The sequence below is a fragment of the Pseudoalteromonas sp. Isolate6 genome, assembly GCF_022398435.1.
GTDB classification, from domain to species: Bacteria; Pseudomonadota; Gammaproteobacteria; order Enterobacterales; family Alteromonadaceae; genus Pseudoalteromonas; species Pseudoalteromonas galatheae.
On the sequence record NZ_JAKEVK010000022.1, the window covers coordinates 1 to 17149 of the forward strand.

Below are 17149 nucleotides of genomic sequence, written 5' to 3' on the forward strand. Positions count from 1 at the left end.
TATTTATTTTTAACCATTTATTGGCTAACTTTAAAAGCAGATTATTCAAAGGCGATGAACTTACCGTAGGAGCTCAGCTTAATTCATGCTGCAAAAAAGCCTCTCAAAAAAATTGCTCACCAATGTGCTGTCGGTTTACTTCCTTCTAACCTTTGTCGTCACATGTGGTCAAATCATTGCTGAATACGTCAATACCAAAGACTATATTCGTAATGAACTTACCATGCTGCAAAAAACCTTTAGCCGAAGCTTGACCCGCGCTATTTGGGAACTTAATACAAAGCAAACTGTTACTACAGCAGAAGGCTTGCTCGCGATCCCTATGATCGAAGGGATTATTGTACGTGATGACAGTGGGGAAATTATTTCACAACTCGGTCGCTCGTTAGATATTCACGAACTTTACAGTCAGCAGCTTGTTCAAGAAGAAGCAATAATTGAAGATACGCCATCCGGTTTGTTTGGTTACACCTTTCCGTTGATTTTTGAATTCTCGGGACGCGCAACGCAAGTCGGTGACGTGACACTATTCTCTAGTCGAGAGGTCGTCTTTAGTCGCATCATGATCTCAATTTACTTTTTGATAGGCAATGCAATGATAAAGACAACGTTCTTGATCATTCTATTTTTAATTGCCTTTAGAAAGCTACTTACTGAACCGCTAACCGATCTCACCGAGCAAATAGAAGATTTTGAAGTCGACAACGTTGATGGTCATAAGATTGATATCGGAACCAAAGAGCGCAACGAGCTTAAGATCATGGAAGAGGCGTTTAATAAGCTGATTGACAAGGTCTCTGAATATCGGAAAAAACTCGATCAAACTCAAAAGGAGCTGCTGATCAGCAATGAAAAGCTTGATCAACATAATATTCAGTTGGAGCAAGAGGTCGCACGGAAGACCTCAAACCTTAGCCAAGCGATGATGGATCTCCAGCAACAAAAGTATGAATTAGAAAAGCAGAAGTTAACGCTCACAGAAGAAATTGATTTAAGAAAACAAACAGAAGAAGAGCTACTAACAAAACAAAAAGAGCTTGAGAAATACGTAGATGAGCTGAATATGGCACAAGAGCGCTTAGTGGGCTCTGAAAAAATGGCGGCACTCGGCGGCCTTGTTGCCGGTATTACGCACGATATTAATACTCCTGTTGGTATTGGCGTGACTGCGACGTCGTTCTTGCAGGAGCGCTTAGATCAGCTTGAAGCGGCGTACAACGGAAAAACCTTATCACCAAAAGCGTTAGAAGAATTCATTAGTGAAGCAAAGCAAAGTGCTAGCCTACTTACCACCAATTTAGACCGCGCCTCAGAACTCGTGGCGAGTTTTAAACAAATTGCAGTCGATCAGGCCAGTGAAGCGATTCGTACCATTAACTTTAAACAATACCTCGGTGAAGTGATCCGCTCATTACACCCAAAATTGAAGAAAACTCATCATCAAGTGAATATTGAATGCCCTGAAAACATGACACTAAACTTACCAGCGGGAGCAATTAGTCAAATATTCACGAACCTGATCATGAACTCTTTGATCCATGGTTTTGAGAATCAAGAGCAAGGCCAAATTGATATTAAAATTAAAGAAGACAACGGTATGGTAAATATCGTCTACAAAGACAACGGCAAGGGCGTAAGTAAAGCCCAACTAGACCGGTTGTTTGACCCCTTCTTTACGACCAAACGCGATCAAGGTGGCAGTGGGCTTGGTACCCATATTACCCTAAACCTCGTAAAACAAACCTTGAATGGGGATATCGAAGTAAATAGTGAAGAAGGCAAAGGGCTCACCTACTACATCAGCTTCCCAAAAGACTTACAAAAGCCAATGGCGATGTTTAGCTAACCACACGACAAGCGTCCAATACGCCAAGCTGCAAAGTGGCGTATTGGCGCAAGATACCTTCCCCACCACCAAACATCATCTAGTGGAATACAAGCTGTGACCTTTTTGCTATGATGACCGCAATTTTATTCCAGACGGGCATATTTCTATGTGGTTCAGTAACTTAATCTGCTACAAATTCAAACAAGATGTAACTTACGCACAAGAAGATTTCGAAAAAGCACTCGAACAGGATATTTTTCGTCCTTGTGGTAGTCAAGACATGACCACTTTTGGCTGGACTAAAGCTTTTGGCAAACATGGCCAAATGCTTTCACATTTCTCACAAGACAGTATCTTAGTTTGTGCTAAGCGCGAAGAAAAGGTGCTTCCTGCAGCCGTAGTCAATGAAATGGTCGCCGAAAAAATTGAGCAAATAGAGCAGCAAGAAAATCGTCCAGTAAAGAAAAAAGAAAAAGACGATATTAAAGAAAATATCCTAGCGACTTTATTACCTCAAGCGTTCAAAAAATCGAGCCTACAATTTGCTTTTATCGACCAAAAATCAGGTTGGGTTATTGTAAATAGTGCTAGCTTCAATAAAGCGGAAGAACTACTTGCACTACTGCGTAAGTCTTTGGGCACGCTTCCTGTTGTACCTGCGTTTGCAAACTATGATTTAGACTTACAGCTAACACACTGGCTCACCGAGTTTAGTACACCTGAAGGCTTTGCAATAGGCACCGACGCTGAGTTGCAAGAGCCAGACGACAACGGTGCTCAAGTCAAGTTAAAACAACATGACCTTTCATCAGACGAAATCAAAACGCACCTAGAAAACGGTAAGCGTGTGACTAAACTCGCGTTAGATTGGCGTGAGCGCGTGAAATTCGTTTTACAAAACGATGGTACGTTAAAGCGTTTAAGCTATGCAGAAGCACTTAAGGACCAGAATGCGGATATTCCGAAAGAAGATCTAGCCGTTAAACTTGATGCTGACTTTATTTTGGTCTCGGAAGAAATCAAAGAGTTGTTAGAAGATCTAACCAAAGGCCTTGGTGACGACGAAAGCCTAGAGTCTTAATCTTAGAGTCATCATCCAGAGCTTGTTGAGCTTTTGATACGAAAAATTGATAGCGGATATAGCTATCAATTTTTCTTTATCCAGCTCAATACTCTATCTTCACAAGGTTACTTTGTGCCAATAGCGAACGGACTGCACGCACTCAAGTGCGAGCGTATAGTTACTGGCTCGCCACTTTATTTGCACTAACCAACGCATTTGTAGCGCTTTATTTACTCTTCAATGGCATGATAGGAATCCGGCTTTGGCAGTAACGCTTTGCTAACCTGAATTTCAGGCATCGAAGACAATTTACATCAGTAGTCCGATACCCGAAGCAGTAATAAGTACAATTAAACGGAGTTTTACGCGCGTGAATGTAAAAAGCATTTCATTGGCTTTAATAGTAGTGATAATTTGGGGGCTTAACTTTTCGGTCATTAAATTTGGCCTAGCAGAGTTGCCTCCTATTTTATTTTCAGGCTTGCGTTTTTTGGTAGTCGCGATCCCTGCAGTATTCTTTATTCCTTTTCCTAAAACGTCGGTATGGAACGTACTCAGTGTTGGGCTATTTTTAGGTGTGCTTAAGTTTAGCTTGCTGTTTATTGCGATGGAATCAAATGCGTCAGCTGGCATTGCTTCTTTGCTGCTACAAGCCCAAGTCATTTTCACGATTTTGCTAAGTGTATTGTTGTTAAAGGAAACCATGAATCGCTTTCAAATGGTGGGGATCAGCATCGCAACGTTTGGCTTTAGTTTGTTTTTTATCAACTCGTCTGGGTCAACGACGATATTGGGCGCGGTGCTCATTCTGTTCGCGGCATTATTTTGGTCGTTTTCAAACCTCATCATGAAGCGCCTGAAAAGCGTTAATTTACTCCATTTTATTGTTTGGGTAAGCCTTGTGCCGCCATTGCCACTTTTTACACTGTCTTATTTTATTGAAACTGACTCTCCATTGACCTTACTACTGAACACCACAACACAGTCTTGGTTATCCATTGCCTATGTGGGTTATATCTCGACACTGATTGCATTCGCAATATGGGGTTGGCTACTTAAAAATCACAAGGCCGCAGCAGTAACGCCTTTTGCTTTATTAATCCCTATTGTCGGCATTATAGGTTCAGCCTTATTACTTAATGAGCAGTTGATGCTAATGGAAGCTATTGGGGCTGGTTTTATTTTATGTGGCTTAACGATTTCAGTTACAGGTGCTCGGATAAGCAAAATATTTAGAAAGCCCCGAGCCGAGGTTTTGCCCTAAACGCCAAAGACCTCAACAGAGGTCTTTGTATTCAAAGGAAGCAAAAGGCACTAGGCAAACATTGTTTTGACGTCTTCGAGTACACTTAAATAAGTATCATCGGCAAACATGTTCACCTCCTTAATAACCCCCTTTTCTTCATACTGTTTTAATGCTGCGGACTTATCAGACACCTGTAAAATACCTTCTACGATTGCACCCACACGAATAAAGTCGACATAACAAACATGTTCAGGCCGATAATTAGGATTTGCCCAGCTTTCTGCGACCTCAACAAACTCGTCGGTGAATTCCCACTCACGCATTATTGCTCCACCTATCTTACCGCCTAATTTCTGGATGGCATGGGCCAAAAAGCTTGGGTTGGCAAACACTTCAGGGTGGCGTTCAGCCTCTGTCAAAATAGGTAAAACACCGATATTGAACACCAAAGAGGCCAACGTGATTGTATCTCTGTTGAGCGAAGTGTGCTTATTGACACGGAGATAAAAGTCCATTGTCGTTATCGCTTGGCAAGCGACTTTTAACGTCTTCTGCCAAGCTTTGTCCATGTATGTCTTGATGAGTTTGTTATTAGAAACAAATAACTGCTCCATTGCCATTGCAGTAGCAATATTCTTGATTTGCCTAAGGCCAATTCGGGTTACCGCTTGGTTTAGGGTATTCACCTTCACCGAACGGCCCATAAAAGCGCTGTTGGCAACTTTTATCATACGCGCAGCAAGAGCTGGGTCATGAGAAATAACGTCAGCCATCTGCATCAGGTTAATTTCAGGATCATCTGCCGCTTGCCTAACACGCACTGCAATTTCAGGTAATGTCGGCAATACCAAGGTGTCGTTATTGATCCTATCAGTTAGAATCGTGAGCAAAGCATTTTCTGTAGACATGAAACCAAATCCCTTAATAACTGAATAAAAGACCCGACTGCAAACGTAAGTTTATAGCAAAAGTAGGCACTGCGCTTGCTGGTGGTCACACTGCTGATTTTTAGTATCTATGTCGTAAGTATTGTCTAACTTTCGGATAAAGTTAAGAAAATCTAGGAAAATAATATTTTATTTATATACCCTCAATAATTAGCAAGTTAGAATTCAAAGCATACCGTACTTTGCGGCACGCTTTATCGCAAAAATACTGAAAATGACCCCAAATGGGGTGCAAATGGTAACCTTTCACGTTAACTGCGGCTTACGTACCACATACCAGTCTAAGTTAACTAAGCATAGTGATACAAAATCGTGTAAGGTGATCGCCACATAATTAAGACAACAAGGGAGCATTATGAAACACTCTATGATTTCAGTTGCAATCGCGCTTGCAACAGGTCTCACCCTAACAGGCTGCTCTGAGCCATCCACTTCTTCTGAAAAACCTAGCTCACAAACTAAACAAGTACAAAAAGATGCCAAGCAATCAGGCTATAAGCTGGTTAATGCATCTCAAGAGCGGCTAGATATTTATACCCCAGTAACGCTAGAAACAGACTTAAGTCACCTAAGCGATAATCAGAAAAAGATGCTAGCTTTACTCATCGACGCTTCGGCTATTATGGATGATTTATTTTGGCAACAAGCGTTCGGCGAAGACAAAGCAACATTCCTAAGCAAAATCTCAGACGAAAAAGTACGCCAATTCGCGGACATTAACTATGGGCCTTGGGATCGTTTAAATGGCGACCAAGTTTTTCTTTCTGGCTTTGAAGAAAAAGCACTGGGCGCGGAGTTTTACCCAAGCGACATCACCAAAGATGAGCTAAATAACGCCGATGTAAAAGATAAATCAGGACTTTATTCTCTTATCCGCCGCGATGAAAACGGCAAGCTATACAGCACTTCTTACTCATCCGCATATAAAGCAGAGTTGGATAAAGCCGCAGCGCTATTACGCCAAGCAAGTAAACTGGCACAAGACAAAGAGTTTGCAAATTACTTAAACTTGCGCGCAGATGCATTAGTCAATAATAGCTACCAAGCGTCTGACTTTGCTTGGATGGACATGAAGAATAACCCGATTGATGTGGTGATTGGCCCAATTGAAACCTATGAAGACCAGCTATTTGGCTCTCGCGCCGCTTTTGAATCTTACGTTCTAGTTAAGGACTTGGCGTGGAGTGAGCGTCTCGCTAAGTTTGCCGCTTTTTTACCTGAGCTACAAACTGGCTTGCCAGTTGATGATAAATACAAGCAAGAAGTGCCAGGCTCTGATGCCGACCTAAACGCATATGACGTCATTTATTATGCAGGCCACTCAAACGCTGGTAGTAAAACCATTGCGATTAACCTGCCAAATGACGAAGAGGTGCAACTCCAAAAAGGCACGCGTCGCCTACAGCTTAAAAACGCTATGCGCGCAAAATTCGATAAGATCTTAGTACCGATCGCTGATCAACTTATCGTCCCGGAGCAACGTAAGCACATCACCTTTGATGCTTTCTTTGCTAATACCATGTTCCATGAAGTCGCCCATGGACTAGGTATTAAGAATACCATTACAGGTAAAGGTACTGTGCGCCAATCACTGCAAGAACACGCCAGTGCACTTGAAGAAGGTAAAGCCGATATTCTAGGCCTATACATGGTTGAGCAACTACTTAAAAAAGGCGAGATCACCGAAGGTACGCTTGAGGATTATTACATCACCTTTATGGCTGGTATCTTCCGCTCAGTACGTTTTGGCGCATCCAGTGCACATGGTAAAGCGAACATGATCCGCTTTAACTTCTTTAAAGAAGAAGGCGCATTTTCTAAAAACACGGACGGTCTATATCAAGTGAATATGGAGAAGATGGGCGCAGCGATGGAGAAACTGTCTAACCTTATCCTAACGCTACAAGGTGACGGCGACTATCAAAAAGTCGATCAACTGATCGCCACGCACGGCGATATCAAAGCAGAACTACAAAAAGACCTAGATAAGCTTTCTAAAGCGAACATTCCTGTTGATGTTACCTTTAAGCAAGGTAAGCAGGTGCTAGGACTCTAGTACTAACAAGCGCACCATGCCATAGTGACTGAAGCGCAAGCTAAACGCCTATGGCATGACTTACCCCATTACACTGCAAGTTAAATAAAAATCGCGACATCACCTAAAGTAAACTAGGAACAAGGCCGATAGAAAACAAACATTGTGTTAAAACAAAAAGGAGTTTTTATGACAATGAACTTTCGCATCCATTCTGCATCACTGACTATGGCACCCGCAAAGCCTGCTGCTACACAAGTGAAAGCAGCGTCAGAAGCTGCTACCCCTAAGGGGGATGAAGTACAACAACCATCAGACAAGTCAAATGCTATTGCAGCCTACACTGGTGATATTCCCAATAGTTCACCTTACAATGCACTATTAAACCCAGAAGGTTTTGATTTTGACAATATGTCCCTCAATGAATTTTACGATGTTGTTGATGCGATTCGAACCTTAGAGTTTGATATAGAACGTACTAGTGGTAATACGGGAAGTTTACGTGATACATTTTGGCATGATGTGATGTCTGTTAAGGGCTCTTTGGAAGGTGTAAATTATGAGAAGCAAGGAATAAAGCCTGACGAAAAAATCAACATTTCACAATTTTATGGGCAGTCAGTAGATGAAGCCAGAAATATGGAAGAAGAGAACTACCGCTCTTTTCATGGTGTATTAGGGTATGCTCAAGAGCAACAAGAAACTGTAGCGCTCATCACTTCCGAATCTTTTATTAAAGAATATCAAGAAAAAGCAATCAGCTTTTTAAAAAGCCAAGAAACTCAACTAATTGATACGCAGGCTTAAGTAGCCTGCGTAATATTGAATTAATTCTCTCGGTATTCGTAACGTACACCACCACGAGTGCCTGTACCACCGCCATTATTCATTAACGCTAAGCGATAGTTACCACGAGGTAGATATCTACCAATATGCGTGCCTCGGTCAATTATTTTGCTATCACGATATAAAATTAGCTCCATATCATGGCCGTCATAGTTTTTCTCTATGGTGAAGAAGTAAGAGTTGCAGCTAATACTGGCGCTAGAAAAGCGAGTTAGGGTAACTTCTTGGCCCACTTTAGCGCTCTTATATCTGGTGTACTTATAAGTCTCACAGCGCCCTCGATTAACACCCTGCTCACCCACCTCCATATTTTCTGCGCTTATCACGACGCCTTGCTGCGAGCTCAACTCACCTTCCGCGAGAGCATAAGACATAGCTGAAGCGCCAACCAAAGAAGCAAGCACAATTGATTTAAATAGATTAGTAACTTTCATAATATTCCTTTGTTTTAGAAGTTATTCTTATTTGGCTTGAGCTGGAAAAGAGAGGTAAAGCTATTATGGAACACCTTTCAAATCCCTTTTACAGAAACAAACTCAATGAAACTTTAATCGACCCTCGTCCCTAATACAATACTTATCTATTCAAAACTCGCTTTTAGCTGCTCAACTTCCTCATCACTATAGGGTTTTGCTGGATAGAGTCCCCAAACCGGTTTTGGCCATGCAATATCGGTTTTAAATCGCGCGATGTGGTGCACATGTAGTTGTGGCACCATATTACCAAGCGCAGCCACGTTTAATTTATCTGGGGTAAAGGTGTCTTGCAACAAACGACTGAGCTTGGCCGATTCTTGCCAAAATTGAACTTGCTGCGACTCAGGTAAATCAATAATTTCTTTCGCGCCCACAATCCTAGGTACTAAGATAAACCAAGGGTACTGAGCATCATTCATTAACAACACACTACACAACGGCCACTCGGTAATTAGGATACAGTCTCGTTGTAATTCTTTGGCTAATTCAAATGACATAGTGAACTTCTTTAAATCCGATTTACTCGGCACTCTATCCGAATTTGTTGCTATTGCAAAGTAGCTTCATTACCATCCAATCAGACTTTAAAAATATAACAAGGTGGCTACCGTGCACTCTCGCATTAAACACTACACCATCGCTCTTCCATTAGCACTTGCCTCTGTCACCGCTAGCGCAGAGCAACTAACGCTAGAGCGACTTTTTGACGACCCGTCTCTTTCAGGTAAAGCGCCTGTAAAACTGCAATTTTCTCCTGACGGTTCTCGTGTTACTTATCTTCAAGGTAAAAAAGAAGACTATAACCGTTACGACCTTTGGGAATACAATCTAAAAGACAATACCAACCGCTTGTTGGTAGATTCTGCAGCGCTATTTTCTGGCCCAGAGAACCTCTCAGATGAAGAAAAAGCACGACGTGAGCGTCAACGTATTTTTGGCCGTGGTATTTTAGAATACAAATGGTCAAAAGATGGCAAAGCGCTACTTTTCCCACTCAATGGCGACTTGTACTACTATGAAATCGCTTCAGGTAAGAGCAAGAAACTAACGGAAACTGAAGCATTCGAAACCGATGCTCGCTTCTCACCAAAAGGTAACTTTGTTTCATTTATTCGTGAGCAAAACCTCTATACCATCAATCTCAAGTCAGGCAAAGAAACGCAATTAACTAAAGACGGCGGTGGCGTAATTAAAAACGGCATGGCTGAGTTTGTTGCCCAAGAAGAGATGAGCCGCATGACAGGTTACTGGTGGTCGGGTGATGAGCAACAAATTGCTTTTACTCGCATTGATGAAAGCCCAGTTCAAGAAGCCATTCGTAACGAAATCTATGCCGAAGAAGTCAAGCTATTCAATCAACGATACCCATACACCGGGACTGCTAACGTTGAGATTGAATTAGGTGTTGTAAAGATCAATGACCAAAAGGTGGATTGGATTGATCTAGGCGAAGATAAAGACATTTACATCGCCCGTGCAAACTGGTTGAAAGACAACAAAACATTGTCATATCAGTGGCAAAATCGCTCACAGCAAAAACTGGAACTGCGCTTTTACGATACTAAAAGCAAAAAACAGCAAGTCGCCCTAACCGAAACCAGTGATACCTGGATTAACCTGCATTTTGACCTTGAGTTCTTAAAAGACAAAAAGCATTTCGTTTGGGCATCTGAGCGCGATGGCTTTAAACACCTTTACCTGTACAGAACCAATGGCCAACTTGTGCGCCAAATCACTAAAGGCGATTGGATTGTTGAAAGCCTTCAGGGCATTGATGAGAAAAAAGGTATCGTATACTTCTCTGGCCGCAAAGACACGCCGCTCGAAAGCCACCTATACAGCGTACCACTTTTTAAAGATGGTGAAGCAAAACGTATTACCGAAAAAGGCAGCTATCACAGTGTTGTACTGGCGAAAGATAACCGTACCTTTATCGATAAAAGCTCTTCTGTAAACCGTCCACCAGCCGTTGCGCTACGCAAAGTGAATGGAGACTTTGTTACTTGGCTTGAAGAAAATGCGCTGAATAACGAACATCCGTTAACGCCTTATTTGAGCAATCTAGCTACGCCAGAATATGGCACGCTTAAAGCGGAAGATGGTCAAACCATGTATTACCGCTTATTTAAGCCCGCAAAGCTTGAAAACGGTAAGAAATATCCTGTTATTGTGAACGTGTATGGCGGACCTCATGCACAACGCGTGACCAACAGCTGGCGTAGCAAAAACTTGTATTTCCAATATCTTGCACAGCAAGGTTATGTGATTTTCCAATTAGATAACCGAGGTTCATATAACCGTGGTAAGAAGTTTGAAGATCCAATCTACAAGCATTTAGGCGTCGTGGAAGTAGCCGACCAAATTAAAGGCGTAGAGTTCTTGCGTACGCTAGAGTACGTCGACCCTGAGCGTATCGGTATTTATGGTCATAGCTATGGTGGTTATATGGCGCTGATGACAATGTTTAAAGCTGGCGACTACTTTAAAGCCGGTGTTTCTGGTGCGCCAGTAACTGATTGGGCTCTATATGACACACATTATACTGAGCGTTATCTTGGTCACCCAAATACAAATGCCAAGGGCTATGAGCAAAGTGCAGTGTTCCCTTATGCTGATGGACTAAAGGGCCCGCTGATGATCTATCACGGTATGGCCGATGACAACGTACTATTTACCCATGCAACTAAACTATTTAAACAGTTGCAGGACGAAGTTAAGCCATTTGAAATGATGACTTATCCAGGCTCGAAGCACAGCTTACGTGGCAAAAAAGTACAAACCCACTTGCATCAAACCATTACTGACTTTTTTAATCGTCATTTTGAGGTTGAAGCTAAGTAAACACTTAATAGCGCTCAGCCTCTTATAAGCTGAGCGCTTCTTCTCCTTTTTCAACATTTAGTTCTAATCCATTGGTCTAATTGTTTATTCGTCAAGACTAAGAAAAACTGAAATTATTGTTCTATCTCAAGTTATGACTACTAAGATTAATTAGTATGAATTGATGAGGCGTTCGCGCCGCTTGCTACTTTCAATAATAAAACGACATAAGGATTGCATTATGTCCAAACAGTTTTTCCGAAACCTCACCATCTTCCAGCGACTCGCGTTACTGATCATAGTGGTTATTATTGGCGTTATCCTTCAAAGCGCAGTGAGCTTATCGCAGCAATATGATGCACTCGAAAAGCAGCAATATCATAAAACCCAAAACCTTGTTGAAAATGCCTATAGTTTAGTGGCTTACTTCCATCAACAATATGTATCTGGGGAACTCCCTGAAGCGCAAGCTCAATCCGCAGCCCTTAATGCCGTTGCCGCATTACGATACGAAGGAAATAATTACTTTTGGATCAACGACTATCACCCAAAAATGGTGATGCACCCTTTCAAGAGCGAGCTTAACGGCAAAGATCTCAGCCAATCAAAAGATCCCAACGGCAAGCGCTTATTCGTTGAAATGGTACAAGTGGCAGAAAAAAGTGGAGCAGGATTTGTTCCTTACCTGTGGCCAAAGCCAGGCAAAGATGCTCCTGTCGAGAAAATATCTTATGTCAAAGCATTTACACCTTGGGGTTGGATCATTGGCTCCGGTGTGTACCTCGACACGATAGAAGCTGAGTTTTCCTATATTCGAAATTTGCTGTTAATTGAAATGGCTGTACTCATCGTGCTGTTATTCCCGTTTAGCGCACTCATTAGTAAGAGTATTATCGGCCCTATCACACAAGCCAAAGACATGATGAAAGATATCGCACAGGGCGAGGGTGATTTGACTCGACAACTCGACGAGAGTGGTAAAGATGAAGTAACCGCGCTTGCCAAGTACTTTAACTTATATACTGAAAAGATGCGTCATTCCATCGCGACAGTGGCCCATAACGCCAAAGAAGTGGAAACACTGGCCAATCAGGTAAAAGCGGCTGGTGAAGAGAATCTTGCATTTATTGAGTCACAAAATGACAATAGTCGCCAAGTAGCTACTGCTGCAGAACAAATGACCATGCAAGTTCGTGAGATCAGTAGCAATGCAGATACTGCCGAGCATTCCGCCGCAGACGCACGTAATTACAGTGAAAAAGGCAAACAAACAATTTCTCAAACCATCGCCGCCATTAAAAAGCTGTCGGAGCAAATTCAATCTGTGAGCGTGACAACAACGAGTCTTGCACAAGAGAGTCAACATATAGGATCTGTGCTCGATGTTATTCGAGGTATTGCCGAGCAAACTAATTTACTTGCGTTAAACGCGGCGATAGAAGCGGCTCGAGCAGGTGAACAAGGGCGCGGCTTCGCTGTTGTTGCCGATGAAGTACGCACCCTTGCAAGTCGTACGGGACAAAGCACAGATGAAATCCACAACATGATCGAGCGACTGCAAAAAGAAGCGCAGCAAGCCGTAGCTGCGGTTAAAATTAGCCAGCAAATCTCGGAGCAAACAGTGGAACAGGTCCAACATGCAGATAGCGCATTGACAGAGATTGAGCGCCTAATTGACGCTATCTCGGATATGAGCACCCACATCGCCAAAGCCACTGATGAGCAGAGTCTTGCAGCACAAGAAGTCAACGAGCGAATAGCTCAACTTTCTGACTCCACCCACCACTCTTTGGATACCACACACTCACTCAACAATACCAGTGAGCAACTCACACAGGCAAGTCACGAATTGAGTGACATAGTTAACCGCTTTAAAGTATGATACCCACCTTGCAGAGCACCAGTCAGTGCTCTGCTTCTTGCCCAATAGACGATTGATATTCCTTATCTTGTCGATAAAAATAATCCGTGAGCATCTACGCTATTTTACCGCTATATTGCCAATTTATTTGCTGAGCAAAAATAGCCCGTGAAAATCTGTTTTATTATGTACCCTTGGGAGCGTGTAGAAGCTGAAAACGACAGCACGCTAAGACTTATCCACGAAGCCGTATCACGCGGTCACGTCGTTGCTATCACCACCGTAAACAACCTCACTATTCGCGAAAGTGTCGCCAGTGCCTTCTGTGATGTATTTGTTGCGGGCCAAAAAGTATCTGACAACTTAGTGAGCTTTTACAACAAAGCTGAGTTTAAAAAAGTACAACTTCCTTTGGCAGGTTTTGACGCGATATTTATGCGCGCCAACCCACCACTTGATACCTTAGCGATGAACTTTTTAGACTCTGTTCGTGATGACACTTTCATTGTCAACGATATTGATGGCCTGCGTATTGCAAATAACAAGCTATACACGGCGTCGTTCCAAGGTATTGCGAGAGAATTTATTCCAAATACGCATGTATCTAAAAACAAAGAGTATTTAGAGCGTATATTCTCTGAATCAGAGCAAGAGAAAATGATCTTAAAGCCGCTTGATGGCTTTGGTGGTCGCGGTGTTATCGTCGTTGAAAAACGCGCGAAGCAAAGCTTTAGTTCACTCCTTGAGTTTTATATTGGTGGCGACGAGGCCGGTAAAGGCAGCAACTATGTCATTTTACAAGACTATGTTGAAGGTGCCGACGAAGGTGATGTTCGTATCCTAATGCTTAACGGCGAACCGATTGGCGCCATGAAACGAGTGCCTGCAGCAAATGAAGTGCGTGCTAACGTGCATGCTGGCGGCAAAGTGGTAAAACACAAACTCACCAACCAAGAAAAAGCATTATGTAAGCATATCGGTCCTAAGCTTGTGCGTGATGGTTTGTACTTTGTAGGCATTGACGTAATAGGCGGCAAGCTTATTGAAGTTAACGTACTCTCGCCTGGTGGGATAACCCGTATTAACCGTTTAAACCGCTGCAAGCTGCAAGTGCAAGTTATCGATTTTGTAGAGAGTGTGGTGCATGCCAAAGAGCTAGTAACGCATCGCAAAAACCAATTCCGCCAAGTAATAGAAGATGCTCATGCTATCTGAACAAGTCATCATTGCCGCGCTTGAAGCCGGTAAACCCATCAGTGGACAATTTGCTGAAGGCGCCTTTCACCTCGAAGTGAGAGAATACGTACCTTATGTCGCCACCGCTGTACACGCAGGCCACCGTACCCGTGCTAGCCTAAAAGGCTTGTTCGCCATTAGCGATGCTGAACGCTTACAAGAAGAAGACCCTTTTACCGATGGCATGATTGAATCATTACCCATCACACTTATCGCGCGTGACTCACGTTACGAATACGATCTTAACCGTGCGCCAGAGCTTGCGATATACAAAGAAGCATGGGGTAAACAAGTGTGGAACCAAGCGCTACCAAATGCAGACATAGATATTAGCTTGTCAAAGCATGCAGCCTATTACCGTGTGCTCAGTGCACTATTAACCACGCTTGAGCGTAAGTTTGGTGCCTGCTTGCTATTTGATGTGCACAGCTATAACTATCAAATTCGTAGCTACCCTTATGCACCAACCTTTAACATTGGCACTGCACAACTGGATACCTTGCGTTTTCGTGCCGTATTAGATGAACTGAAAAAACAGCTAGGGCTGAAAAAACTGGCAGGCCAGCTGGTGGATTGTGCTGAAAATACAGTCTTTCAGGGCCAAGGTTATCAAGCGCACTATGTTACCTGCCACTTTGATAACACCTTAGTGGTACCGCTGGAAGTGAAAAAAGTCTTTATGGACGAAAACAGTGGCGAATTATTCCCTGTGGTGTTTGAAAAACTACAGCGCAACATGCATGTAGCTTTGAGTAAAACGGCAAAAACATTTGCTAAAAATCACTGCTATAAGCCACTTCGCAAAGCAAAATCAGCGTCGCAGCTTGACCCTGCACTGATTAATGTAGACTCTGCACTTTACCGCATAGCCAAAAACCTTGAAACGCTGCATTACGTTAACCCAAGTAATATCGCGCAAGAGAAACGACGCTTTTTCTCGAAACGTCATTACCAGCCTGCGTTTAAATATCGTCCGCTGAAAATTGACCCGTATGAGTTTAAAGAGCAACTCTATCGCTTGCCCGTTGGAAAAATTCAAGATCCGATCGTAAAAGACTTATATCGTAAAGTGATCGATAGCTACGCCACTAAAATCGAACTGATCACCCAAATTGGTCGCGAAGCCTTTTTGTATAACTCGCTACGCTATTATGGTGAGCCGGATTACAACGATATAAATAATGCGACCTTCTTACTGCACGCGCGCGAAACAGAGACCTTGCCAAAAAAAGACATTACAGCCGAGCAAGCCTTGGTACGTTTTAATCAAGCGATTGAGACTATGGGCTTACCTTGCAAGGTCGCTATATCAAGCAAGCTCGTTGCCAAAGCAATGGTCGACAATGGTAAGCGTCTTCTGCTTGTAAATAGCAGTGCGATGCTATCTGAGCTCGATATCAATGCCTTGATAGAGCATGAAATTGGCGTGCACTTACTCACGACTTTAAATGCTGACGCTCAGCAACTAAAAGTGCTGCACTTAGGTCTACCTGGTAATACTTACACCCAAGAAGGCCTTGCCATCTATCGCGAGTATCAATCAGGGCAAATAAATCTGACACGATTAAAGGTACTAGCGCTTAGGGTGATTGCGGTTAATATGCTACTTAAAGGCGATAAATTCTATCAAGTGTATGAGTTTTTAGCTGACTCAGGCGTATTAAACGTCAATGAAGCCTTTGCGCTGACCACACGTATTTTCCGTGGTGGTGGCTTTACTAAAGACCATCTCTACTTAAAAGGCTTTAAAGACATAGTGCAGCTTGCCAATGCTCGCAGCTTGGATAATTTATATCTCGGTAAAACGGGCATTGCACACTTAGATGCGCTGGACGCGTTAGTAGAACAAGGCATCTTTACAAGACCTAAGTATCTGCCGGACACGAGCCGAGATCCAGAGCCAGATGCAATCCTAAGTTATTTAATTTCTTCAATTAAATAGGCCAAATTCGCCACTGTGGTTATACTAGTACTACCTCGTATCGACACAGTGGCTTTGTTTTGAAACAACAGGAAATTGATTTACTCGCTTTTGAACTTGCAAACCTTCGGCTCAAAGCCGATCTTACACTCGCGCCAAAGTATCCCTATTTCTCAGATAAACCCTACCCGCTTGGTCGCTGCTTAGAAATTCGCGATGAAATGTTTAAACTCGTCACAACTGAACTAAAACAAAATTCAGAATGTTTATCTGTACTCAGAAATTATATGCTTAGAGAAAATGCCGAGCTCAAAAAGGTATGGGGTTCACTGCGCGATGAATACTTTCAAAATGCAATGTTTGTAGGAGATTGGTATATAGATACTGCTAACGATACCGTGAACGCAAACAAACCCAGAGTTGAAATTAAGCCCATTGCACAATCAGGCTTTTCAGCCATCACCAGTTTCGAGCAGTTCGTGAAGATTGCCCGATCTTATTGGCAAGTGGATGTGTTTCAAAACACAGCCTTTCCAGCCATCGCACCTTATTTACCGTTAATTTGTGTCAACGCAAAAGGCGCTACTTGGCTAGCAGCGGCTAATGACGATATGATCAAAGTCGCTACCAACAGTGAATTTAAGCTATCTGAGCAAATCCTCTCCCAGCTACCAGAGCCAGACACTAACATAGTATCACGCTGGAAGCAGACCCTAACTGACATCGATTCTTTAGATGACATTTTATTACAAACAGGGAAGCCCGAAGGGTTTTGCCAGCTATACAGAACGGCTGCAAAAGCAGAAGATTTAACATTTAGAGATCGAGTCGTACGCGCCTACATGAGCTTGCCCAAAGGCGCGTAGCATA

At 42.8% G+C, this 17149-nt stretch carries 13 protein-coding genes; 10 read left to right on the plus strand and 3 right to left on the minus strand.

Annotated elements, in window-relative coordinates:
* Positions 1-85: 85 nt before the first annotated feature.
* From L1D50_RS05190 to L1D50_RS05200, 3 genes are all read left to right on the plus strand, one after another.
* On the plus strand, positions 86-1846 hold the full coding sequence (locus tag L1D50_RS05190; RefSeq protein ID WP_128728452.1) for a HAMP domain-containing sensor histidine kinase: 1761 nt from the start codon (positions 86-88) through the stop codon (positions 1844-1846).
* 148 nt (positions 1847-1994) lie between these two features.
* Positions 1995-2909: a recombination-associated protein RdgC gene (gene rdgC / locus L1D50_RS05195; protein ID WP_239965641.1), complete on the plus strand. Its 915-nt coding sequence runs from the start codon at positions 1995-1997 to the stop codon at positions 2907-2909.
* Between the two features lie 373 nt (positions 2910-3282).
* The gene (locus L1D50_RS05200; RefSeq protein ID WP_209319014.1) at positions 3283-4155 is read left to right on the plus strand and encodes an EamA family transporter; all 873 of its coding nucleotides are present in this window, start codon (positions 3283-3285) and stop codon (positions 4153-4155) included.
* Between the two features lie 50 nt (positions 4156-4205).
* Here the strand turns inward: L1D50_RS05200 and L1D50_RS05205 are convergent, their stop codons facing one another.
* Complete coding sequence (locus tag L1D50_RS05205) at positions 4206-5045, minus strand: HDOD domain-containing protein (RefSeq protein ID WP_128728455.1); 840 nt, start codon at positions 5043-5045, stop codon at positions 4206-4208.
* Positions 5046-5439: 394 nt separating this feature from the next.
* On the opposite strand from L1D50_RS05205, the gene L1D50_RS05210 reads away from it, so the two are divergent.
* Positions 5440-7140 (plus strand): Zn-dependent hydrolase, encoded by a 1701-nt coding sequence (locus L1D50_RS05210; protein ID WP_239965642.1) that lies wholly within the window; start codon positions 5440-5442, stop codon positions 7138-7140.
* Between the two features lie 168 nt (positions 7141-7308).
* Positions 7309-7926, plus strand: coding sequence for a hypothetical protein (locus L1D50_RS05215; RefSeq protein WP_239965643.1), 618 nt, complete (start codon positions 7309-7311; stop codon positions 7924-7926).
* 20 nt (positions 7927-7946) lie between these two features.
* On the opposite strand, the gene L1D50_RS05220 is transcribed toward L1D50_RS05215, so the two are convergent.
* Together L1D50_RS05220 and L1D50_RS05225 are read right to left on the minus strand one after the other, a co-directional pair.
* Positions 7947-8399, minus strand: a complete 453-nt coding sequence (locus L1D50_RS05220) for a hypothetical protein (RefSeq protein WP_088529936.1) — start codon at positions 8397-8399, stop codon at positions 7947-7949.
* A 146-nt stretch (positions 8400-8545) separates the two neighbouring features.
* Entirely contained in the window at positions 8546-8938 is a 393-nt protein-coding gene (locus tag L1D50_RS05225) for an HIT domain-containing protein (protein WP_138521598.1), read from the minus strand.
* 112 nt (positions 8939-9050) lie between these two features.
* Between L1D50_RS05225 and L1D50_RS05230 the strand changes: the two genes are divergently transcribed.
* The 5 genes from L1D50_RS05230 (at position 9051) to L1D50_RS05250 (ending at position 17145) form a co-directional block, all read left to right on the plus strand.
* On the plus strand, positions 9051-11282 hold the full coding sequence (locus L1D50_RS05230; protein WP_128728460.1) for a S9 family peptidase: 2232 nt from the start codon (positions 9051-9053) through the stop codon (positions 11280-11282).
* Between the two features lie 220 nt (positions 11283-11502).
* Complete coding sequence (locus L1D50_RS05235; protein WP_128728461.1) at positions 11503-13143, plus strand: methyl-accepting chemotaxis protein; 1641 nt, start codon at positions 11503-11505, stop codon at positions 13141-13143.
* Between the two features lie 147 nt (positions 13144-13290).
* The gene (gshB, locus tag L1D50_RS05240) at positions 13291-14337 is read left to right on the plus strand and encodes a glutathione synthase (protein ID WP_128728462.1); all 1047 of its coding nucleotides are present in this window, start codon (positions 13291-13293) and stop codon (positions 14335-14337) included.
* Positions 14321-16300, plus strand: a complete 1980-nt coding sequence (locus tag L1D50_RS05245) for a flavohemoglobin expression-modulating QEGLA motif protein (protein ID WP_239965644.1) — start codon at positions 14321-14323, stop codon at positions 16298-16300. Before gshB ends, L1D50_RS05245 begins: the two co-directional genes overlap by 17 nt.
* A gap of 59 nt (positions 16301-16359) precedes the next feature.
* Positions 16360-17145, plus strand: a complete 786-nt coding sequence (locus L1D50_RS05250; RefSeq protein WP_128728463.1) for a hypothetical protein — start codon at positions 16360-16362, stop codon at positions 17143-17145.
* Positions 17146-17149 lie beyond the last annotated feature (4 nt).